This is a genomic window from Spiroplasma sp. SV19 (genome assembly GCF_030060925.1).
In the GTDB taxonomy this organism is placed as follows: Bacteria; Bacillota_I; Bacilli_A; order Mycoplasmatales; family Mycoplasmataceae; genus Spiroplasma.
This window is the reverse complement of sequence record NZ_CP045455.1, coordinates 473,682-490,978: the sequence shown is the minus strand read 5'-3', so window position 1 is coordinate 490,978 and position 17,297 is coordinate 473,682. Positions and strand designations below refer to the sequence as shown.

At 27.3% G+C, this 17,297-nt stretch carries 17 protein-coding genes and 1 pseudogene; 17 read left to right on the top strand and 1 reads right to left on the bottom strand.

The window, feature by feature from the left end:
* The first annotated feature begins 33 nt into the window (after nt 1-33).
* The 5 genes from E7Y35_RS02335 (at nt 34) to E7Y35_RS02315 (ending at nt 7,041) form a co-directional block, all read left to right on the top strand.
* On the top strand, nt 34-762 hold the full coding sequence (locus E7Y35_RS02335; RefSeq protein ID WP_283272739.1) for a hypothetical protein: 729 nt from the start codon (nt 34-36) through the stop codon (nt 760-762).
* Nucleotides 763-838: 76 nt separating this feature from the next.
* Entirely contained in the window at nt 839-2,221 is a 1,383-nt protein-coding gene (locus E7Y35_RS02330) for a DEAD/DEAH box helicase (RefSeq protein ID WP_283272738.1), read from the top strand.
* A 129-nt stretch (nt 2,222-2,350) separates the two neighbouring features.
* Nucleotides 2,351-4,324 (top strand): ABC transporter permease, encoded by a 1,974-nt coding sequence (locus E7Y35_RS02325; protein WP_283272737.1) that lies wholly within the window; start codon nt 2,351-2,353, stop codon nt 4,322-4,324.
* Nucleotides 4,325-4,326: 2 nt separating this feature from the next.
* A complete protein-coding gene (locus E7Y35_RS02320) occupies nt 4,327-5,307 on the top strand; it encodes an ABC transporter ATP-binding protein (RefSeq protein WP_283272736.1) in 981 nt (326 codons plus the stop codon).
* A gap of 135 nt (nt 5,308-5,442) precedes the next feature.
* Entirely contained in the window at nt 5,443-7,041 is a 1,599-nt protein-coding gene (locus E7Y35_RS02315) for an MATE family efflux transporter (protein WP_283272735.1), read from the top strand.
* Between the two features lie 15 nt (nt 7,042-7,056).
* Here E7Y35_RS02315 and E7Y35_RS02310 read toward each other — a convergent pair whose 3' ends face one another.
* Entirely contained in the window at nt 7,057-8,178 is a 1,122-nt protein-coding gene (locus tag E7Y35_RS02310; protein ID WP_283272734.1) for a GNAT family N-acetyltransferase, read from the bottom strand.
* 309 nt (nt 8,179-8,487) lie between these two features.
* Here E7Y35_RS02310 and E7Y35_RS02305 point away from each other — a divergent pair, with 309 nt between their 5' ends.
* From E7Y35_RS02305 to E7Y35_RS02250, 12 genes and pseudogenes are all read left to right on the top strand, one after another.
* Nucleotides 8,488-8,691: a hypothetical protein gene (locus E7Y35_RS02305; protein ID WP_283272733.1), complete on the top strand. Its 204-nt coding sequence runs from the start codon at nt 8,488-8,490 to the stop codon at nt 8,689-8,691.
* Nucleotides 8,692-8,709: 18 nt separating this feature from the next.
* Nucleotides 8,710-9,204 carry a hypothetical protein gene (locus tag E7Y35_RS02300; protein ID WP_283272732.1) on the top strand — a complete coding sequence of 165 codons (495 nt, stop codon included), beginning with the start codon at nt 8,710-8,712 and terminating at the stop codon, nt 9,202-9,204.
* A 174-nt stretch (nt 9,205-9,378) separates the two neighbouring features.
* Nucleotides 9,379-9,921 carry a hypothetical protein gene (locus E7Y35_RS02295; RefSeq protein ID WP_283272731.1) on the top strand — a complete coding sequence of 181 codons (543 nt, stop codon included), beginning with the start codon at nt 9,379-9,381 and terminating at the stop codon, nt 9,919-9,921.
* Nucleotides 9,922-10,640: 719 nt separating this feature from the next.
* On the top strand, nt 10,641-11,363 hold the full coding sequence (locus tag E7Y35_RS02290; protein WP_283272730.1) for a Fic family protein: 723 nt from the start codon (nt 10,641-10,643) through the stop codon (nt 11,361-11,363).
* Between the two features lie 19 nt (nt 11,364-11,382).
* Nucleotides 11,383-11,508: a hypothetical protein gene (locus tag E7Y35_RS02285; protein WP_283272729.1), complete on the top strand. Its 126-nt coding sequence runs from the start codon at nt 11,383-11,385 to the stop codon at nt 11,506-11,508.
* A 498-nt stretch (nt 11,509-12,006) separates the two neighbouring features.
* Nucleotides 12,007-12,297, top strand: a pseudogene (gene rplU, locus E7Y35_RS02280) (50S ribosomal protein L21); the annotation flags it as partial.
* Nucleotides 12,298-12,554: 257 nt separating this feature from the next.
* Entirely contained in the window at nt 12,555-12,869 is a 315-nt protein-coding gene (locus E7Y35_RS02275) for a ribosomal-processing cysteine protease Prp (protein ID WP_283272728.1), read from the top strand.
* A 2-nt stretch (nt 12,870-12,871) separates the two neighbouring features.
* Complete coding sequence (rpmA, locus tag E7Y35_RS02270) at nt 12,872-13,162, top strand: 50S ribosomal protein L27 (protein ID WP_349306605.1); 291 nt, start codon at nt 12,872-12,874, stop codon at nt 13,160-13,162.
* A 91-nt stretch (nt 13,163-13,253) separates the two neighbouring features.
* The gene (locus E7Y35_RS02265; protein ID WP_283272726.1) at nt 13,254-14,018 is read left to right on the top strand and encodes a Pr6Pr family membrane protein; all 765 of its coding nucleotides are present in this window, start codon (nt 13,254-13,256) and stop codon (nt 14,016-14,018) included.
* A 110-nt stretch (nt 14,019-14,128) separates the two neighbouring features.
* On the top strand, nt 14,129-15,694 hold the full coding sequence (locus E7Y35_RS02260) for a sodium-dependent transporter (protein ID WP_283272725.1): 1,566 nt from the start codon (nt 14,129-14,131) through the stop codon (nt 15,692-15,694).
* 3 nt (nt 15,695-15,697) lie between these two features.
* Nucleotides 15,698-15,850 (top strand): hypothetical protein, encoded by a 153-nt coding sequence (locus tag E7Y35_RS02255; protein ID WP_283272724.1) that lies wholly within the window; start codon nt 15,698-15,700, stop codon nt 15,848-15,850.
* A gap of 62 nt (nt 15,851-15,912) precedes the next feature.
* Nucleotides 15,913-17,082, top strand: a complete 1,170-nt coding sequence (locus E7Y35_RS02250; protein ID WP_283272723.1) for an AEC family transporter — start codon at nt 15,913-15,915, stop codon at nt 17,080-17,082.
* Nucleotides 17,083-17,297: the final 215 nt, after the last annotated feature.

Sequence of the window (17,297 nt, the reverse complement as noted above, 5' to 3'; positions counted from 1 at the left end):
AATAATCTTAAATAAGGGGAAAGAGGTTGGAATATGAAGACATTTGCAAAATGAAGTATTGCTTTAATTTGAATTATTGTTTTATCTATTTTAATTTTTGCATTAGCTTTTTTAACTGTTCATTATAATGGTTATTATTGAGAAGGAAAAGCATTGCCCGTTAATATTAATGATATTAAAACATTTAATGGGAATGGTTATCAATTAATTGCAGAATTAGGACTTGGCAAAGTAATGCAATTAGTATCAAGCGGGGGTTTTAGCTGAGGATATTCTAATTATGTTACTGTTAATGGTCAAGCAATGGACTTAATGGAATGGTTAAAACAACCAGGAAGTGTTGTTGGTGGTATCATTCAATGACCACCAAACTATGAACTTGAGATTGGCACAAATTTTGCCGCCGTAACAGGAAGCATTGTTATTGTATTATTAGTTGCTATTCCAGTTTTAAGTCTTATTGGGTTTTATATAACTGCAAAAATGATTAAGGCAATGACTCGCCCTTATTCAATTGAATATTTAGATGCTCAAAAAAATCTTAAAAAAACAAAAATACATGCTAAAAAAACATTGGCAAAAATGACAAAAGGTGTTAAAAAAGGACAGCAACAACCAACCGCTTTAGCAAAAGAAAAAGAGTACTGAACTAATTTATTAGATCAAGCCCAAGCTGCTTTTAACAAAGAAAAAGAACTTTATAAAATTGAATATAGTAAAAAACCTGTTATCAGAAAAGCAAATTTTGCCGTTAAAAAATAACAGTTTAAATGATGAAATTAGCAATAATTTCATTTTTTATTTATGTTATAATTTTGATATTGAGAGGGTGCTAACAATGAGTAATTTTGATAATTTAGGTTTAAAACATTTTTTAAATTTAGGTTTAAAACAATTAAATTTTACTGAGCCAACAATGGTCCAAGAAAAAGTTATTCCATTGTTGTTAAAACATCAAAATGTTATTTGCAAAGCCCATACTGGAACTGGCAAAACTTTTGCTTTTTGTTTACCAATTTTAAATAATTTAGATTATGAACAACAAAATATTCAAGCGATTATTGTGTCACCAACCCGTGAGTTAGCGAAGCAAATTTATGATAATATTCGTTTTTTTAAAACATTTCAGCCAGCATTACAAGTAAATTGTTTTATTGGAGGCGAAGATATTAAACGGCAAGTAGAACAATTGGAACGAAGCCAACCGCATATTATGGTTGTGACCCCAACGCGATTAAAGGATTTGTTTGAACAACAAAGTTTAAAGTTAGGGAAATTAACAACATTTATTATTGATGAATGTGATATGGTTTTTGATTTAGGTTTTATTGAAAATGTTGATTATCTTTTAAGTAAGGTTAATCCTAATGTTCAAGTTTCGGTTTTTTCAGCAACAATTCCCGAAGAATTAAAACCATTTTTAATAAAATATTTAAAAAACCCACATTATTTAGATTTAAATAGTAATCAAATAACTAACCAAAATATTACGCATATTTTAATTCCTACTAAACACCAAGAACGAAGCACTATTTTACTAAAACTTTTAAAAACATTTGATCCTTATTTATGTTTAATTTTTGTTAATAAAAAAGAAGAAATTAATAAATATTATGATTTATTATTAGAGCATAATTATTCTGTAACACAATTACATGCTGGGTTAGAACCACGTTTTAGAACACAAGTTGTAAAACGAATTCGTAATTTGGAATATAAATATGTTATTGCCAGTGATATTGCCGCACGAGGAATTGATTTTATTGGGGTTAGTCATATTATTTCAATTGATTTACCAATTGATTTAGAATATTATATTCATCGTAGTGGTCGAACTGGGCGGGCAAATTATACTGGTTATAGTTATGTTTTATATGATACAAAAAATTTAACCCTAGTTCAGCAACTAATTGCGAAAGGAATTACTTTTAAGTATCAAAAATGAAATCAAATGCAGGAATTAGTGGATGTTGATTTAGGGCTTAGTAAACCAAAAAAACAAAATTCCGAACAAATTAATAATGAAATTAATAAAATTATTCATCGTTATAAAACAAAAGATAATAACAAAAAAGTTAAACCTGGTTATAAAAAGAAACGAAAAGAAGAGATTACAGCCTTAAAAAAACAAATTCGTCGTGATCATATTAAAGCATCAATTAAAAAAATTAAGAAGGCAAAAGCAAAAGAGCGGGGGATTAAATTATTTGATAAAGACTAACAAAAGAAGATTTAAAATTTTAATTAAAAAAGTAAACAAAACCTTTTTTTTTTTTTTTTTTTTTTTGTATAATTATTTTATAATTTCTAAAATTAGAAATTATTGATTAAAATAAATAGGAGGAAAAATATGGCTCATAATGAGGCAACAAAGGTAACGAGCATTAAGAAGAAAACAAATTTAAATAAAAAAATTAGTTCATTTTTTTCAGTAAAAATGTTTCGTTATACTTTAATTAAAATGTTAAAAGCACCATCAACATATGTAATGTTTGTTTTAACATTTGTAATAGGATTAATGATTATTATTTCATTGGCAATAGGGATGGCTGATAATCTTAGTGGTGATTATAGTGAGGCAGCAAAAGCAACATCTACCATTTATTTATGAATTTGATATATGTTATACTTTGGTTTAACATCAATGTTTATTGGTTTTAAAGCTGTGCAAATAATTCGGGATGAAATTGATGATGGAACATTATTAATTTTTTCATCGATTCCAATTTCACGGACAAGAATGATTATTGAAAAATGATTGGCATTACAATTTTTATGTTTATTATATTCAATAATAATTTTATTAGGACCCCCTTTAATTTCTTTGGGAATGGGAGCAAAAGGATTTGCTATAGGAAAAGTAATTTTAAGTAAAGTTAATTTCATGATTTTAACAAGTTTTATTTTACAATTATTTTTAAGCACAATTGCCATTTTAATCTCATTAGGTTTAAATTCAAAAGGAGTTATTGGAATTTTATTTACAATTGGTTTTTTAACTGTAATTGGGGCAATGATTCCATTTATTTATAATACAAGTAAATTTTCTGATAAAGCTTCATCATATTTAGTACAGACAACAGATTTAGCAAAAAGTCCGGTTAAATTTAATGATTCTGAACTTATTAAAACATATCATAATATCCTTGATCCAACTGGATGGCCAGTTTGAATATATAGTGGCAATAAATTACAACGTGATAATTCTATGGGAAGCAGTTTATGAAGCAGAAACGCTGGTCAATTTGATTTTACTAAGTTAGGTGCAAATATTGATGCTGCAATTCAAAATGCAGTAACATCTGCTGGAGGCGGAACTATTAATTGAGAACAATTTGTAGCAGAGGTTAAGAAAACTCCAACAAATTATCCACTTTTAGCAAAGTTACTTAACAACTATGTTTTAGAGGCGGATGGTTATAATCCAACACCATTTACTGAGTATGAAAATGGTCCTGATAAAGTCGAATTTTTAAATAATACGGATAAAGGAATTAATCTTTTAGGACAATTTTATCAAGAAGTATCTGATAATAAACCACTTATTATTTCATCAGCAAAACCATCATCAGGGACTATTAATATAAATGAGTTAGATGAAAATAAGTTAAAAACTCCTGAATTAAAACAAGTTTATAAAATTATAAAAACAATGTATGATAAACATGTCTTTATACCAACAATTCTTGGTTATGATTCTAAATATAGTTTTACTTCAAATAATCCTATTTCGCCGAATGAAATAGTATGAACTATTGACAGATCTTTATCAGCTGCTAGTCGCAATAGTTTTAAAACTTTTTACCCTGATTTAGATAAGTTTTTAAGAAACAATTTATATAGCCAAAATGTATATCTTAATGACCCTGTAATGTCGCTATATTATCAATTTATTTCACAAATGTATCATTGAATGGGTCAAGGAACATATTCTGGTGATATTTTCGATGATAATACTAAAGCTACATCAGAATTATCAAATATTAAAAAAGCTTCAAATCAATATAAATTAATGGCTTACTTAAATATTTGACAACAATGAGTTGTTATGTGGACAGGGGATGCCCGCGGAAGTCTTGCGGGGCAAAACGATATTGTGTCATCAATGTTACTACCAGTAAACAATTATTTAGAAGCAAAAGTTAATGATATTGAATACAAGGTTAATAATAAGGCACCACAAACAAACTATTTCTTAATCGCTGATTTTAATAAACCAGTAACTTTAACTAACACAACAGGAATGTATATTGGTTATTTATTAGTAACGGCGGGATTAGCAGCGATAACGTTATGATGAATTACAAGAAAGGATTTTGTATAGTTATGAAAACAAAGAAAAATGATTTTACACCAAATCCTAATTTAGCGATTGAAATTCTTGGATTTACCAAAAAATTTAAAAAGTTTGTTGCTGTTGATAACATTGATATGAAGGTTGCCAAAGGAAAAATTCATGGTTTTATTGGGCCTAATGGAAGTGGAAAAACAACAACAATTAAATCGTTAATTGGGGCAATTATTCCAACCGTTGGTAATTTCAGTATTGATGGGTTAAAAGCTAATTCTTCAGCCGCAAAAAAAATTATTGGATATATTCCTGAAAATGCTCGGTTTCCAAAACATTTAAATGTTTATCAGTACTTAGTTGAAATGAGTTATTTACGTGATATTCCATTTAAAGATGCTAAAGTAAAAGCCAAAAAAATTCTAGAGAATTTAAATTTATGGAAATTCCGTAGTAAAAATCCTAATACTTTTTCATCAGGGATGAAGAAAAAGGTCTTATTAGCACAAGCTTTAATTGCTGATCCAAAAGTGTTGATTTTAGATGAACCTGCGGCTAATTTAGACCCAACGGCACGACAAGAATTATTTAATGATTTGATCCGTGTTAAGAATCAAGGCAAAACAATTTTAATTTGTTCGCATATTTTAACAGAATTACAAGATCTTGCTGATGAAATTACCATTTTAAATTATGGGAAAGTTGTTTTTTCTGGAGAGGTTATTAATTCTAGTCAAAATTATTATCAGTTTACAGTAATGGAACAACCAATGTTAAATAATCTTGAAGCAGTAGTAAAAAAACTAAATATTCCAATTATTGAAAAATTAGAAGATTCATTAATTTTACATTTGGAAAAAAATAATGAGCAAATTAAACAAATTGCACATCATGCTTTTGAACAAAAAGTAATTTTAATTACAATTAAACCATTTGTAACAAATATTACTGAAATTTATGACCGTGTTGTCTTTTCAGTTAATAAAAACTTTGGGAAAGCAAGTGCATTAAGCAATTAATTAAAGAGATATTTTCTTAAAAAACCTTAATAAATTATTTTTTTTGAGCTATAATATAAAAAGGATTATAGGTATAGTTTTAGAAATTACTTTACTTAGTAAGGTTTTTTTGTTGTTTGTAGGAGGGGGATTAAATTGTCAGAAGTTTTGACGGTTCGTGAGAAGAAATTGCGATTTGAACAACCATGAAAAGCAATTGCTTATTTTTGTATTCCAACAGTTTTTTTAATGATTGTCCAAGGACTATATAATATTATTGACAAAACATTGGCTTTATCGTTTGCTGCTCCCGATGCAATTCATGATCAGTTTTATATTGATGCTTATAATAAGTTAAAAGGAGTTACAGTTTCAGTTGTTCCATTAGCTGATATGCGTTCGTTTATTAATGTTGCCACACAATATGCTTCTCAAACATATAATTTACAATGATCATTTAGTGTTATGGTTGGTATGGGGTGTGCCATGAATTTTTCAATTGCCTATGGTCAACGCGATATTCCAAAAATGCGTCGGATTGCTGGAAATGGTTTTTCAACAACGGTGCTTTTTTCAATAATAGTTGCATTTGTCATTTTTTGTATTGTGTTTCCAGGATGAAATGCTGTCTTTATTACTTCGCAAATGGGAAATTATTATAACCCGATTACAGAGCGTTTGTGTTGGGAATATTCATTTCCAATGTTAGCAGCTGCCCCAATGATGTTTTTGAGTTATTATTTTATGTCATTAATTCGTAGTGAAGGACGAATGAAATGAGTAACAGTAATGATTTTAAGTTCAATTGTTATTAATGCTGCTGCGGCAACTTTCTTTATGAAAGTTTGTCATTTAGGAATGTCTGGGGCAATGTTAGGAACAGTTTTTGCTTGAACAGTGCAAGTAATATGAGGATTAATTATTGTTTTTAAAACAAAAAATAGTTATTCGAAATTTTATTGAAGTGATTTATTTCATATTGAAGGTAAAAATGTTGCTGATTTTGCTAAAGCAGGTTTACCAAACTTTATTAATAATGCTGCTTTAGTGGTGACATCATATGTTGCAACTTCCTTAGTTGTGCAGCTGCCAAATCAGGATTATCATAATGGGGTATCGGTCTTACAAGAACTTTATTCTTCAATTGTGCCATGAATGACATTAGTTTTATCGGCTGGGGTTGGGGTCACCCAAGGGGCACGGAGTATTATTGCCTATAATTATGGGGCGAAGAAAAATGCGCGGATTTGAGAAGTTTTAAAGCGCGTTAGTTTATTGATTATTATTTGATTTTGTTTAATGTTATTGGTTTTTATTCTATTTGGGAAAAATATGATGATGCTTTTTGCCTTTCCCTCAGAATATGCAACTAAATATCGTTGATGAATTGTTTTAAACTTTATGACATATCCATTTTGTTCATTAACTTATATTGCTTTAACATTATTTCAAGGAATTAATCGTTCAATCTTAGCAACTTTTACAAGTAGTTTACGTTCAATTATTGTTATTTTGCCTTTAATTGGTATTGGATATGGTGTTAGTCAAGCAACTGGTAATCCAATTTTCTATTATGTTTTCATTGGTTTAAACGATTTAATTGCAGCCGCAATTATTATTCCAATTTTAGTTTATTATTGAAAAAAATATCATACTAAATTAGTTGATGAACCAGATCCATATTTTAATGAGTACCAAACGGATTTACAATTAAAAAAAGGTTTAAAATTAACACATAAAAAAAATAAGAATTAGGTTGGTTCCTAATTCTTATTTTATTTCATCATTATTTTTTTCAATAAGTAGCACCCATTTATCTTTTGAAGAAAAACTATAACAATTTTGATGATAATTATTAATAACAAAGTCATTTAAAGGGGTAATGGCCATCAAGTATTTTTGATCAAGGATTTCATTATTACATTTTTTACAAGTCAAATTATTAACCATATAATTAACTGTTGATTGTTGAACGGTTTGAATATTTTTAATTTTACCTTTACTAATTTTGGTAGCAATTTGACTCAAATCATTTCCTTTTGTTTTTGTAACATATTCACTTAAATATAAATTAATTGGTCGAAACCCTAATTTGCGATAAACATTATATCCTTCCGGTGTCGCAATTAAACCTACTAAATCATAGTCTTGGCTATAAACACGATTAATTAAATGATTCATCATCAGTTTTGCTAATCCTTGACGACGAAAATTTTGATGTGTTGAAATGTCATCAATAATTGCAATGTCTTTTTCAAAATAAATGTTTCCTGTTGCGGCGGGAACATCATTTTTATATAATAAATCAATTTCAGCGATATCTTTATCTTTGTTTAGTTTTAATAATGTTTTATAAAAGGCATAGTCCCAACTTTTTGGCCCCATGGCGCTTTCTAAAATTTTGCTAAAATCAGTTAAACGCTTGTTGTCGTTAACGCGACGAAATTTAATACTTTTATCAACTTTCATTTTATGTTTTTTTCATTTTGTCAAATCAAGCACCATTCCAACTAAAACTTCATTTTGGACAAAACCAAGTGATTCAAAAAAAGCTTGTTCTTTTTCATCAATTTGTTCTCCAATGGTATATCACAAAAAATCCAAATCATTGTCAACATAGTCTTTTACTAATTCTTTAACACGTTCAGCATCTTCTTGATAATCTAGTTGGGTACTAATAGCAACAGTATAAGTTTTGTCACTATCATTGCTAATATCAGTCATATATATTTCGTTTTCAGTATCAATTAATTCATTTCGAATGCGTTTATCTTGAAAAGGGTTAGTCATATAACGAACAAAATTTTGTGCTAATTTTGTTGCCTCGTACTCCCCCTTAATTCGAAACATTCGCTTAATTTTCGGGTTCTGTCGATACTTTTTTCGCTTCATCTTTTCATCCACCTTAAGTTATATATATTATATCGTGTTTTTTCTAAACTTCCACTAAATTATTAGTTTTGGTTAAAATTAAGTTAAAAAAAATTTTTAAAAGAATTAATTTTTTTTGGTTTTTTTATACATAAGGTAAGGATGTCTTTTATGATAAAATATAACCATAGAGGCCTTTTACCAAATAATAAAAATAATAATTAAAACTATAATTTACATCATTTTGAAAAAACTAGTACTAGGTTAATAAATTGCATTACAATTTAATATTAATGGGGTTGTTTTTAAAAAGATAATTAGCACAGTTATATGAAAAAACTTGAGGAAATTCAGTTTAACTATGTTTTTGAGGACGTTACAAGTAAAAGATATGAATATATTGATATTACTCCTAGTGGTAATCAAAGTGGAAGAAGAACAATAAAAATAATTGATAGATGACGAACAATTATTAGAAATTTTAATGAACCAGAAAATATTTTAGCAAAGGCAATTAATCAACTTTTAAATTAATAAGGGAGGAAAAGAGGGATGATTTTTAAATATGAAATAAAAACATTAATAAAAAAGTTCTCATTATGAATATTAATTTTATTAAGTTTTATTTATTCGTTAATTTTTAGTATTTGTTCTCAACTAATAGTTTTTCATCATTCACTAATTTATGTATTTTGATATCCATTTATTGTTTTCTTTTTTCCAACAATAATGGCTGCTTGATTTTTACATTTTAATAGTGACTTTATTAAAAATGAAGATTATATAGTTTTTTGAAAACAAGCATCTTTAAAACCACTTAAAATTCTTTATCAAAAATTTATTTTGTTTTTATTAATTCTTTTAATATATTTATTAGTTATTTTATTTTCTGTTGGTGCCTTCTTTTTTAACCTTGATCGTGCTGTTATTAATTTAAAGGTCTATGGGGTGGCTCTTCTTAGTTTAATTATTTTTATAGTACCAATGTTTTTTATCTTATTAATATTACATTGAAAGTTTAGAAATATTGGCTGTTTTTTTTATTAGTATAATAGTTGGAATTTATAGTTTTTAGGTCTCTATGGTTTATTATTGATTGGTCATGGTCAAAATCTGAATTTTACAAGACTAAGAGATAATTATGTCTTAACTAAAAAATTACAAGAGGATTAAAATTATCAAGAACTGTATCAAATTTTTACCAAAAATGATCGTCAACAATTGAATTCAAAAGTGATTACTTTTTTAAAGGAAAAAAATCAGTTAACAACAACAATTGCTAATGAATTTAAAAATAATAAATTATACGCTTCGCAACAAATTTTTGGGGTTAATGATGTTTCTATGACGACTAGTGCAAATGATAAAAGGGTAACGATAAATGATGATTTTTATATTTATTTATATAATTTGCAGTTAATGTTAAATCCCGTGTGAAAGCAAGAAGATTTTAGTAAAAACATTATTAGTTTGGATTATTTAATTTTTAGTGTTATTAGAACAAATAATCATTTTAAACAAATTATTTTTGAAACAAGTCATAACATCTATTCACAATATTCGTTAGCTTATCTTTATCGAGATTTATTTGAAACAGAAGTAAATATAAATCTTTTACCATCAAACTTGCTCTTTAATAATATTAGTTTATTTGATAACTATAATTATAACTTTTTAGCAAATCAAGTTAATGAACAAACACAGAAAAAAATATCTTTTTTGGGTTCCATTTGGTATTACAAAATATGAGTTTGTTACCTTTAATTATTAATGATTATCATTTAGAATTTATTGGTTTTACACCTTTTTTAACAAATAATCTAAGTTTTTTCACAGTTGAAAATTTTTAAATTGGTCTTAAAAATGATAGTTTCACTAACTTAAAACCAATATGGTTAGCACCGTTATTACATCTTGTCGTAGGTAAGTGTTTGACTGCTATTTTAGTCTTTTTAATTAAAAAATATTATGGTAATTCAACAACTCCTTTTATATAATTGGTTTTAAATAAATTTAAAATTTTTCTTGATGCATTAAAGAATAATATTAGAAGATTATTAAATACCAAAGATAAAATAATATTTAGAGGAGATAATAGCAATAATTAATAAAATTCTTAAAGAAAAGCAATTGCAAATTCTGTTTTATAAAAATTATAGGAGGACATTATTTTCTATTTAAGATATAGAATTAAAATATTTAAAAGTAAAAACATCAAATATCTATGATCAAAAAGCCTATATAGTAAATAGAGTTACTTGAATAAGAAAGTTTTTTAGAAATACTATATGGTAATTTAGATGAATTGCCTTATTTAGATTTAGGCCGGTCTATTAGAAACGCAAGGCTTAATGAAATAAATACTAACTAATATTTCTGATTCAAAAATGTATCAAAATTTGTATGATATATTATTTTATGGAACATATCTATATAGATTTAGAATGGAGTCATAATAAAAAATATATTAAGGAGTATAGCATATGAGTTTAAAAAAATATTACCATTGAATATATATAAGTAAAAATGATGTTAAAACTTTTAATTCTGCTTTTACAAAAACACCAAATTTATATTGTAATGATGAAAAAGCGGGAGTTAAATGTTCTGCAAAAACAGAAATAGATGATATAAAAAATCATGATCATTGTTATGCTTGAACTATAAAAGACACTAATATAAAATTGATTCACGAAACAAACTATGGTCCATATTTAATAAAAGTAAAATGACAAAAATTAGATTTTAATGAAGAATTTAAAGATTTTTTAATTCAATTAGTATTTGAGGCTCATGAATTAGCACAGCAAATTAAAGATGAAGGTTTATATGGGGAAGTTCAAGAAGGAGCGGTTACAGCAACCATCAGTTCATTAGTTGCAAAATGAAGTTACTCAGCAGATTATTTAACTATTTTGGATTTGACTTCTGAACTATTATTTGCTTTTGCATGTAGACATAAATTTAAAAATGGTAATAAACGGACAGCTTTAATAGTTGGTGTTTTATTTTTAAAGTTTTGTGGTCTTTTCTTTATGCATACTAATGTAACTGAAAAAGACTATATGGAATATTGAGAAGAACTAATGGTAAGTATAGTAGAGACTTTCACAATTGAAAAAGAAAAAGAAAATAAACTGTTGAAGCGAATAAGTAAAACTATTGACAAATTCATAACTTTATCATATACTAGGTATATAGATTAATAATAAAGTGGGTGCAAATATGAAAAATAGAGAAAAAAATAAAATTAATTATAATACAGCATCACAAAAGTTTTCTGAATGAAAAAATGATATTATGGAAAATCCATCATTAGTTACAAGTTTAAAAAAATTAGCAGATAAATAGTATTGTAAATACTATTTTTTATACTAAATTGAATCTGTGGTTGTTTTTTCTAATTTGTGTATTGAAACGCTTTGAATTTAAAAAAGTTTTAAAATTATTATAAGATTTTACATTTAATACTTATTTTTTTCCTAAAAATTTTGAATATATAACTGTAATAAGGCATTTATTCAGAATTTTTGATATGTATTAAATATTAATTGATATATTGGTTTCCATATCATAGTGTTCTTTTCTTTTTAATTATAAAAAGCAATAAGAATTGCTTTTTCAGTATGTTTTTGTTTAACCCATAAATATCTAGATAAATGTCAGATACTGTAAATACATTTTTTAAGATTACTTAATTAAAAATTAAAAAATTTATTGAATTTTTTTAAGATAACGATATAATTAATTATGGTTGTTTCAGTTTCAACCGCTCTTTGACTTTTAAGTACCTAAAGGATATGTAATACTTATCTACTTACAAGGCGAGTCTAAACTGGAGGTGTAAAAATGTTTGCAATAATTAAAACTGGAGGGAAACAATTACGTGTTTCTCAAGGTGATGAAATATTTGTTGAAATGTTAAACGGTAACGAAGGTGAAAAAGTTAATTTTACCGAAGTTCTAATGATTGATGGAAAAGTAGGAACACCCTTTTTAAAAGGGGCATCAGTAACGGGGACAATTTTAAAACAAGGAAAACAAAAGAAAATTGTTGTGTTTCATTATAAACCAAAGAAAACACAACATAAGAAATATGGTCATCGTCAACCATATACAAAAATTAAAATTGACCAAATTTTATTGTCAGGAGCAGCAAAACCTGCTGTAGCAGAAAGTAAACTAGCAACGGCTAAACCAGAGGTTAAACCAGCATCAGCAGCAAAACCTGCAACAAGTGTTGAACAAAAACCTGTGGCAAAACCAACTGCAAGTAAACCAGTTGCAAAACCTGCAACAGTAAAATCAACACCGGCGGCAAAACCTGCCACAAAAACTTCAACAACAGCATCAACAAAAAAACCAGTAACAAAAACAGAAAAAAATGATAAATAATTATGATTAAAATTATAATTAATAAAACTGAACAAAAATTTACAAAAATTGAAATTACTGGTCATGCACAAGCGGGTGAATATGGTAAAGACCTTGTTTGTGCGGCAATAACGGGAATTGCAACAGGCGGTTTAAACGCAATTGATCAAATTAAACCAAATAGTTGTGAGTTTGTGATTAATGAAGGATTAATTACTATCATAGTAAAAGAAAATAGTTCTGATTTACAAGTTATTTTGCAAACACTGTATTATCAATTTTTAACAATTTATCAGCAATACCAAGAATTTATTAGTGTAAAGGAGGTTGAAGAATAATGATGAAGTTCTTATTAGGCTTACAGTTATTTGCTTCAAAAAAGGGAGTAGGATCGACTAAAAATGGTCGTGATTCACATTCAAAACGTTTAGGAGCAAAAAGAGCTGACGGTCAAGCAATTCGAGCTGGATCAATAATTTATCGTCAACGCGGAACAAAAGTTCACCCAGGAGTAAATGTTGGGCGTGGTGGGGATGATACCTTATTTGCCTTAATTGATGGGATTGTTAAGTTTGAAAAATTTGGACGAAACAAAACAAAAGCATCAGTTTATCAAAAACCAGCTAAATAAATAAAAAATAAAAATACTAATTTGCCTTAAAAGGTAGCATTAGTATTTTTTTAATTATATAATAATTCAAATATTTAAAAGGAGGATTAAAATGTTTTACCAGAAAGAAACTTGAAAGGACTGACGAGTTTATTATAAATTATTTTTTGCAATATTAATTGGATGTGGTATCTTTGCGGCGTTAATTGAAAGTTATGTTCATGGAATTACTGTTAATGTGAAAAATCCGACATGAACAGCAGAAGCAACAAAAAACTTTATTAATGATAAAGGTGATTATACTTTTAATTATTTTAGTTATTTTACAATGCAAACAAATCTGTTAGTGTTTGCCTGACTGCTTGGGGCAGGGTTATTTCCTAAATATGAAGGAAAAAGCAAATGATTAGGTTATAAACTAACTTTAGCAATTACAACTTATATTAGTATTACTTTTTTAATTTTTAATTTAATGTTATTACCATTTGATCAACCTCAAACTTGAAAAGCTTGGTTATATTCAACAATTCAACATGTTATTTGTCCAATAGCAATGATTGTCTATTTTTTATTCTTTATGGAACGACAAAATAATATTACAATAACAAAAGTTTATTGACGACAAGATCTTTGAAAACTTTATTTTTATCCAATTGCATGAGCAATTGTTAATATGATTCGTGGTGAATTTCGTTGACAAGCGGGGAAAGCATTTCCCTATCAATATTTTTTCTTAAATATTCATGCATCAAAAGGTGGCATTCCGGGGGCAGTATGATTTGTCATTGCGGTTATTGCTGTTTCTGGTTTAGTTTTTGGGTTAGGAACATTATATAATTATTGTTCATATAATTTGTTAATAAGAAAAAAATTGTAAAATAAGGCAATTGTTATCTTTTATTAATTAAAAGAGCGACATTTAAAAGAGTGATTGTTAATTTTATTAATAATTATTTTTTATTATTATATTAAGAAAGGAAAAAAAGTATGAAAAAAAAGAGGCATGTTAGTAAGTTTGGTTTTATTGTTTCCACATTAGGAGCAGCGATTGGACTTGGTAATGTTTGAGGATTCCCCACTTTATTAAAAGCAAATGGGGGTTTAGCTTTTTTTGTATTATATATTTTAGCAATTGTGACGTGTGCGATTCCATTATTGATTTTAGAGTTTAATATTGGAAATATGCGTCGAAAATCATTAGTTAATATTTTTGAAGAAGAAAATCCAACAGCAAGTCGTTTTATTGGTTGGTTTCAATCAGCATTTATGTTTATTGTAGCTAATTATTATACGGTTTTAATTGGTTATGTTTTAATTTCCTTGTTATTAAATTTTACAAATTTAATTAACACCCCATTATGATTCAATAATAATATTTTAAATGCTGGTGGTGTTGGTGTAACAGGAACAGTTAATTTTCAATGAATGGCGTATTTAGCATTTGTTGTGATTGTGATTACGGCTGGTGTTATTGTCATGTTTCGTGCAAAAGGAATTGAAAAAGCAAATGTTATTTTTATTCCTGTTTTATTTGTGATTTTATTAGTATTAGCAATTTATGTTTTAACAATTCCGGGGGCTTTAGCAGGACTGGGGACAGTTCTAATGCCAACAGAAAAGACCTTAACATCATTTGGTAATGTGCAAGTTTGAAGTGATGCTTTTGGGTTAGGAGTTTTTACCGTTTGTGTTGGTTCGGGATTTATGTTATTGTTTGCTGGAGCTGCTTCGAAACGACAAGATAATGCTAATAAAGCTTATATTTTATCGTTTGGAGTGTTGGCAATTTCGTTATTGACCTTAATTTTAGTATTTGGTTCAGCAGGAGTATTGGTCCATGAAACATATCCAGGATTAACATCAATTGACGATTATGCTAAGGCAATTGATCAAGCATTTCCTAATAATGATGGTGCTAGTTTTATTTTTAATGTTTTTCCCCAAACCTTTAGTGTTATTAACCAACACACTATTGTTGGGTTTGGTAATTTTTTAGGAATTTTATTTTTTACAGCATTATTATTTGCCGGGTTAAGTAGTATTATTGCAATGCTTGAAGTTGTTGTTAATAGTGTTTTTTCAAATTACAAGGTTAATGAAAAGAAAGTTATTTTAATCTTAATGTTATTAATGGCAGTGATTGGTTTAACTTTAATGTTTAAGGATACTAATCAGTTGATTTATTCGTTTCAAGCGTTAGCGGGAAGTGTTAATATGTTATTAATGGCGATAACAGAACTAATTTTATTTATCCACATTTATAAAAAATTAAAACTTGTTATTGCTTATAATAATGAACACTCATGAATTAAAATTGGTAAAACATATAAGTTTACCGTTTCATATGTAACAGTATTTTTGTTAGCTGTTAATATTATCTTTATGTTTTATGCCTTTATTAGTTCAGGTTTGTCAAAACTATGATGATTATCAGTGTTAGCAGTTTTATTAGGAATTATAATTCCACTGTTAGTTAGTCTTTTATCGATTACCGTTTTACGAAAATATCAAGTAAAAGCAATTTCAAATTATGGGAATGAAGGAGCAAAATAACAAATGGCTAGTTGATTAATTATTACTTTAGTGATTATTATTGTTTTATTCATCATTTTATTTGGTGGGTTTATCTTTTTTATGTATAAAGATTGAAATAATAATGTAAAAATTACGGAAGAAAAAGAGACCGAATATGATAAAAATAAAAGTTAGAAATAACTTTTATTTTTATTTTTAAGCGGTAAAATTAAAAGAAATGCTAAATGGAGCTAATAATGCAAATATTATTGGTTGAAAATAAAGTTAGTAAGGCAATTATTGACACATTAACAGCATGAGGGTTTTGAAGTGCAATTATTGCCACAATTTTTGTTATATTTTTAGGGTGACTTTTGACAAAAAAAGGAACTCTAAAACAAGAATGAGATGTTATTTTTATTAAAATATTAGTTGTGATTGGTTTACCAGCTTTAGTTTTTGAAGGCTTTATGTCTGATGCTACTGTTGAAGATGTTAAACAAGAGGCGGCTGTTTTATTAAGTGGTTTTTTATTTTATATTATTTTAGGAATTATTGCCAAATATTTTTATATTAAATATGATCGTGATGTCCAAGATGCTTTATCAATGAGTATGACTTTTGCTGCAACTTCATTTTTTGGGATTCCAATTGTAACCGCCTTGTTTCCAGGACCTGATGCTAAAATTGCTTCAAATATTTTTAATGTTCCGTATCATGTCTTTTTATATTCACTAGGATTTATTATTATGGGGAAAGACAATAAAGGTTATTTACAAGATAAAGTTGTTATTAAAAATAACTTTAAGAACCGCTGTAAATATGGTTGAAAGATGTTTAAAACTAATTCCAAAAAGATTCTCTTAAATCCCATTTTATTAGCAACAATTATTGGGTTTGTTTTTTGAGTAACACAATTGATTCCGGGAATTGCAGTTGTTCCTGACCAAAGTACGATTGGTAGTGGGAAGTATTTTTCACCATTACGATTAGATAATACTTTTCCCCCAATCAAAAAAATCTTAGTAACATTACAAGCAATTTGTACACCGTTAGCATGATTAGCAATTGGAATTAATTTAACAAAAGGAAAATTAAAAGATAGTTTAAAAAGTTTTAAAACATGATATGGAACAATGATGAAGGTTTTAGTAGCCCCAGTTATTGGATTAGCAATAACATTGATTGTAGCAGTAATTGGCAAAGAAACTGGGGCTTGAACAATAAATAGTATGGGATTAACAATTATTGTTATTATGTTAGCGGCGCCACCAGCTTCAGTTATTGTTGCATATTCAATTAATTTTAAAAAAGAAACCTTATTAACAAGTAATGTAACATTATTATCAACTTTAATGTCAATTATTATTTTGCCGTTTTGAATTATTATTACAACAGCAATTGGATCGACTAGCTTATTTAATTAGTTAACCACTTATCAATAGCGATAAAACCAGAAAAAAATGTAAGGTACCATACACATATCAGACCAGTTAATCTTTTAAATCTTTTAACACCAACAGAAGCTGTGTTAAAAGATTTATGCTCTTAGGCATCGGTGATGCTAAAGCGAATTATGTGTAAAATTATTTTCAATATTAATCGGAGACATTTTATGTTTAAGAACAATATTGTTTTTATT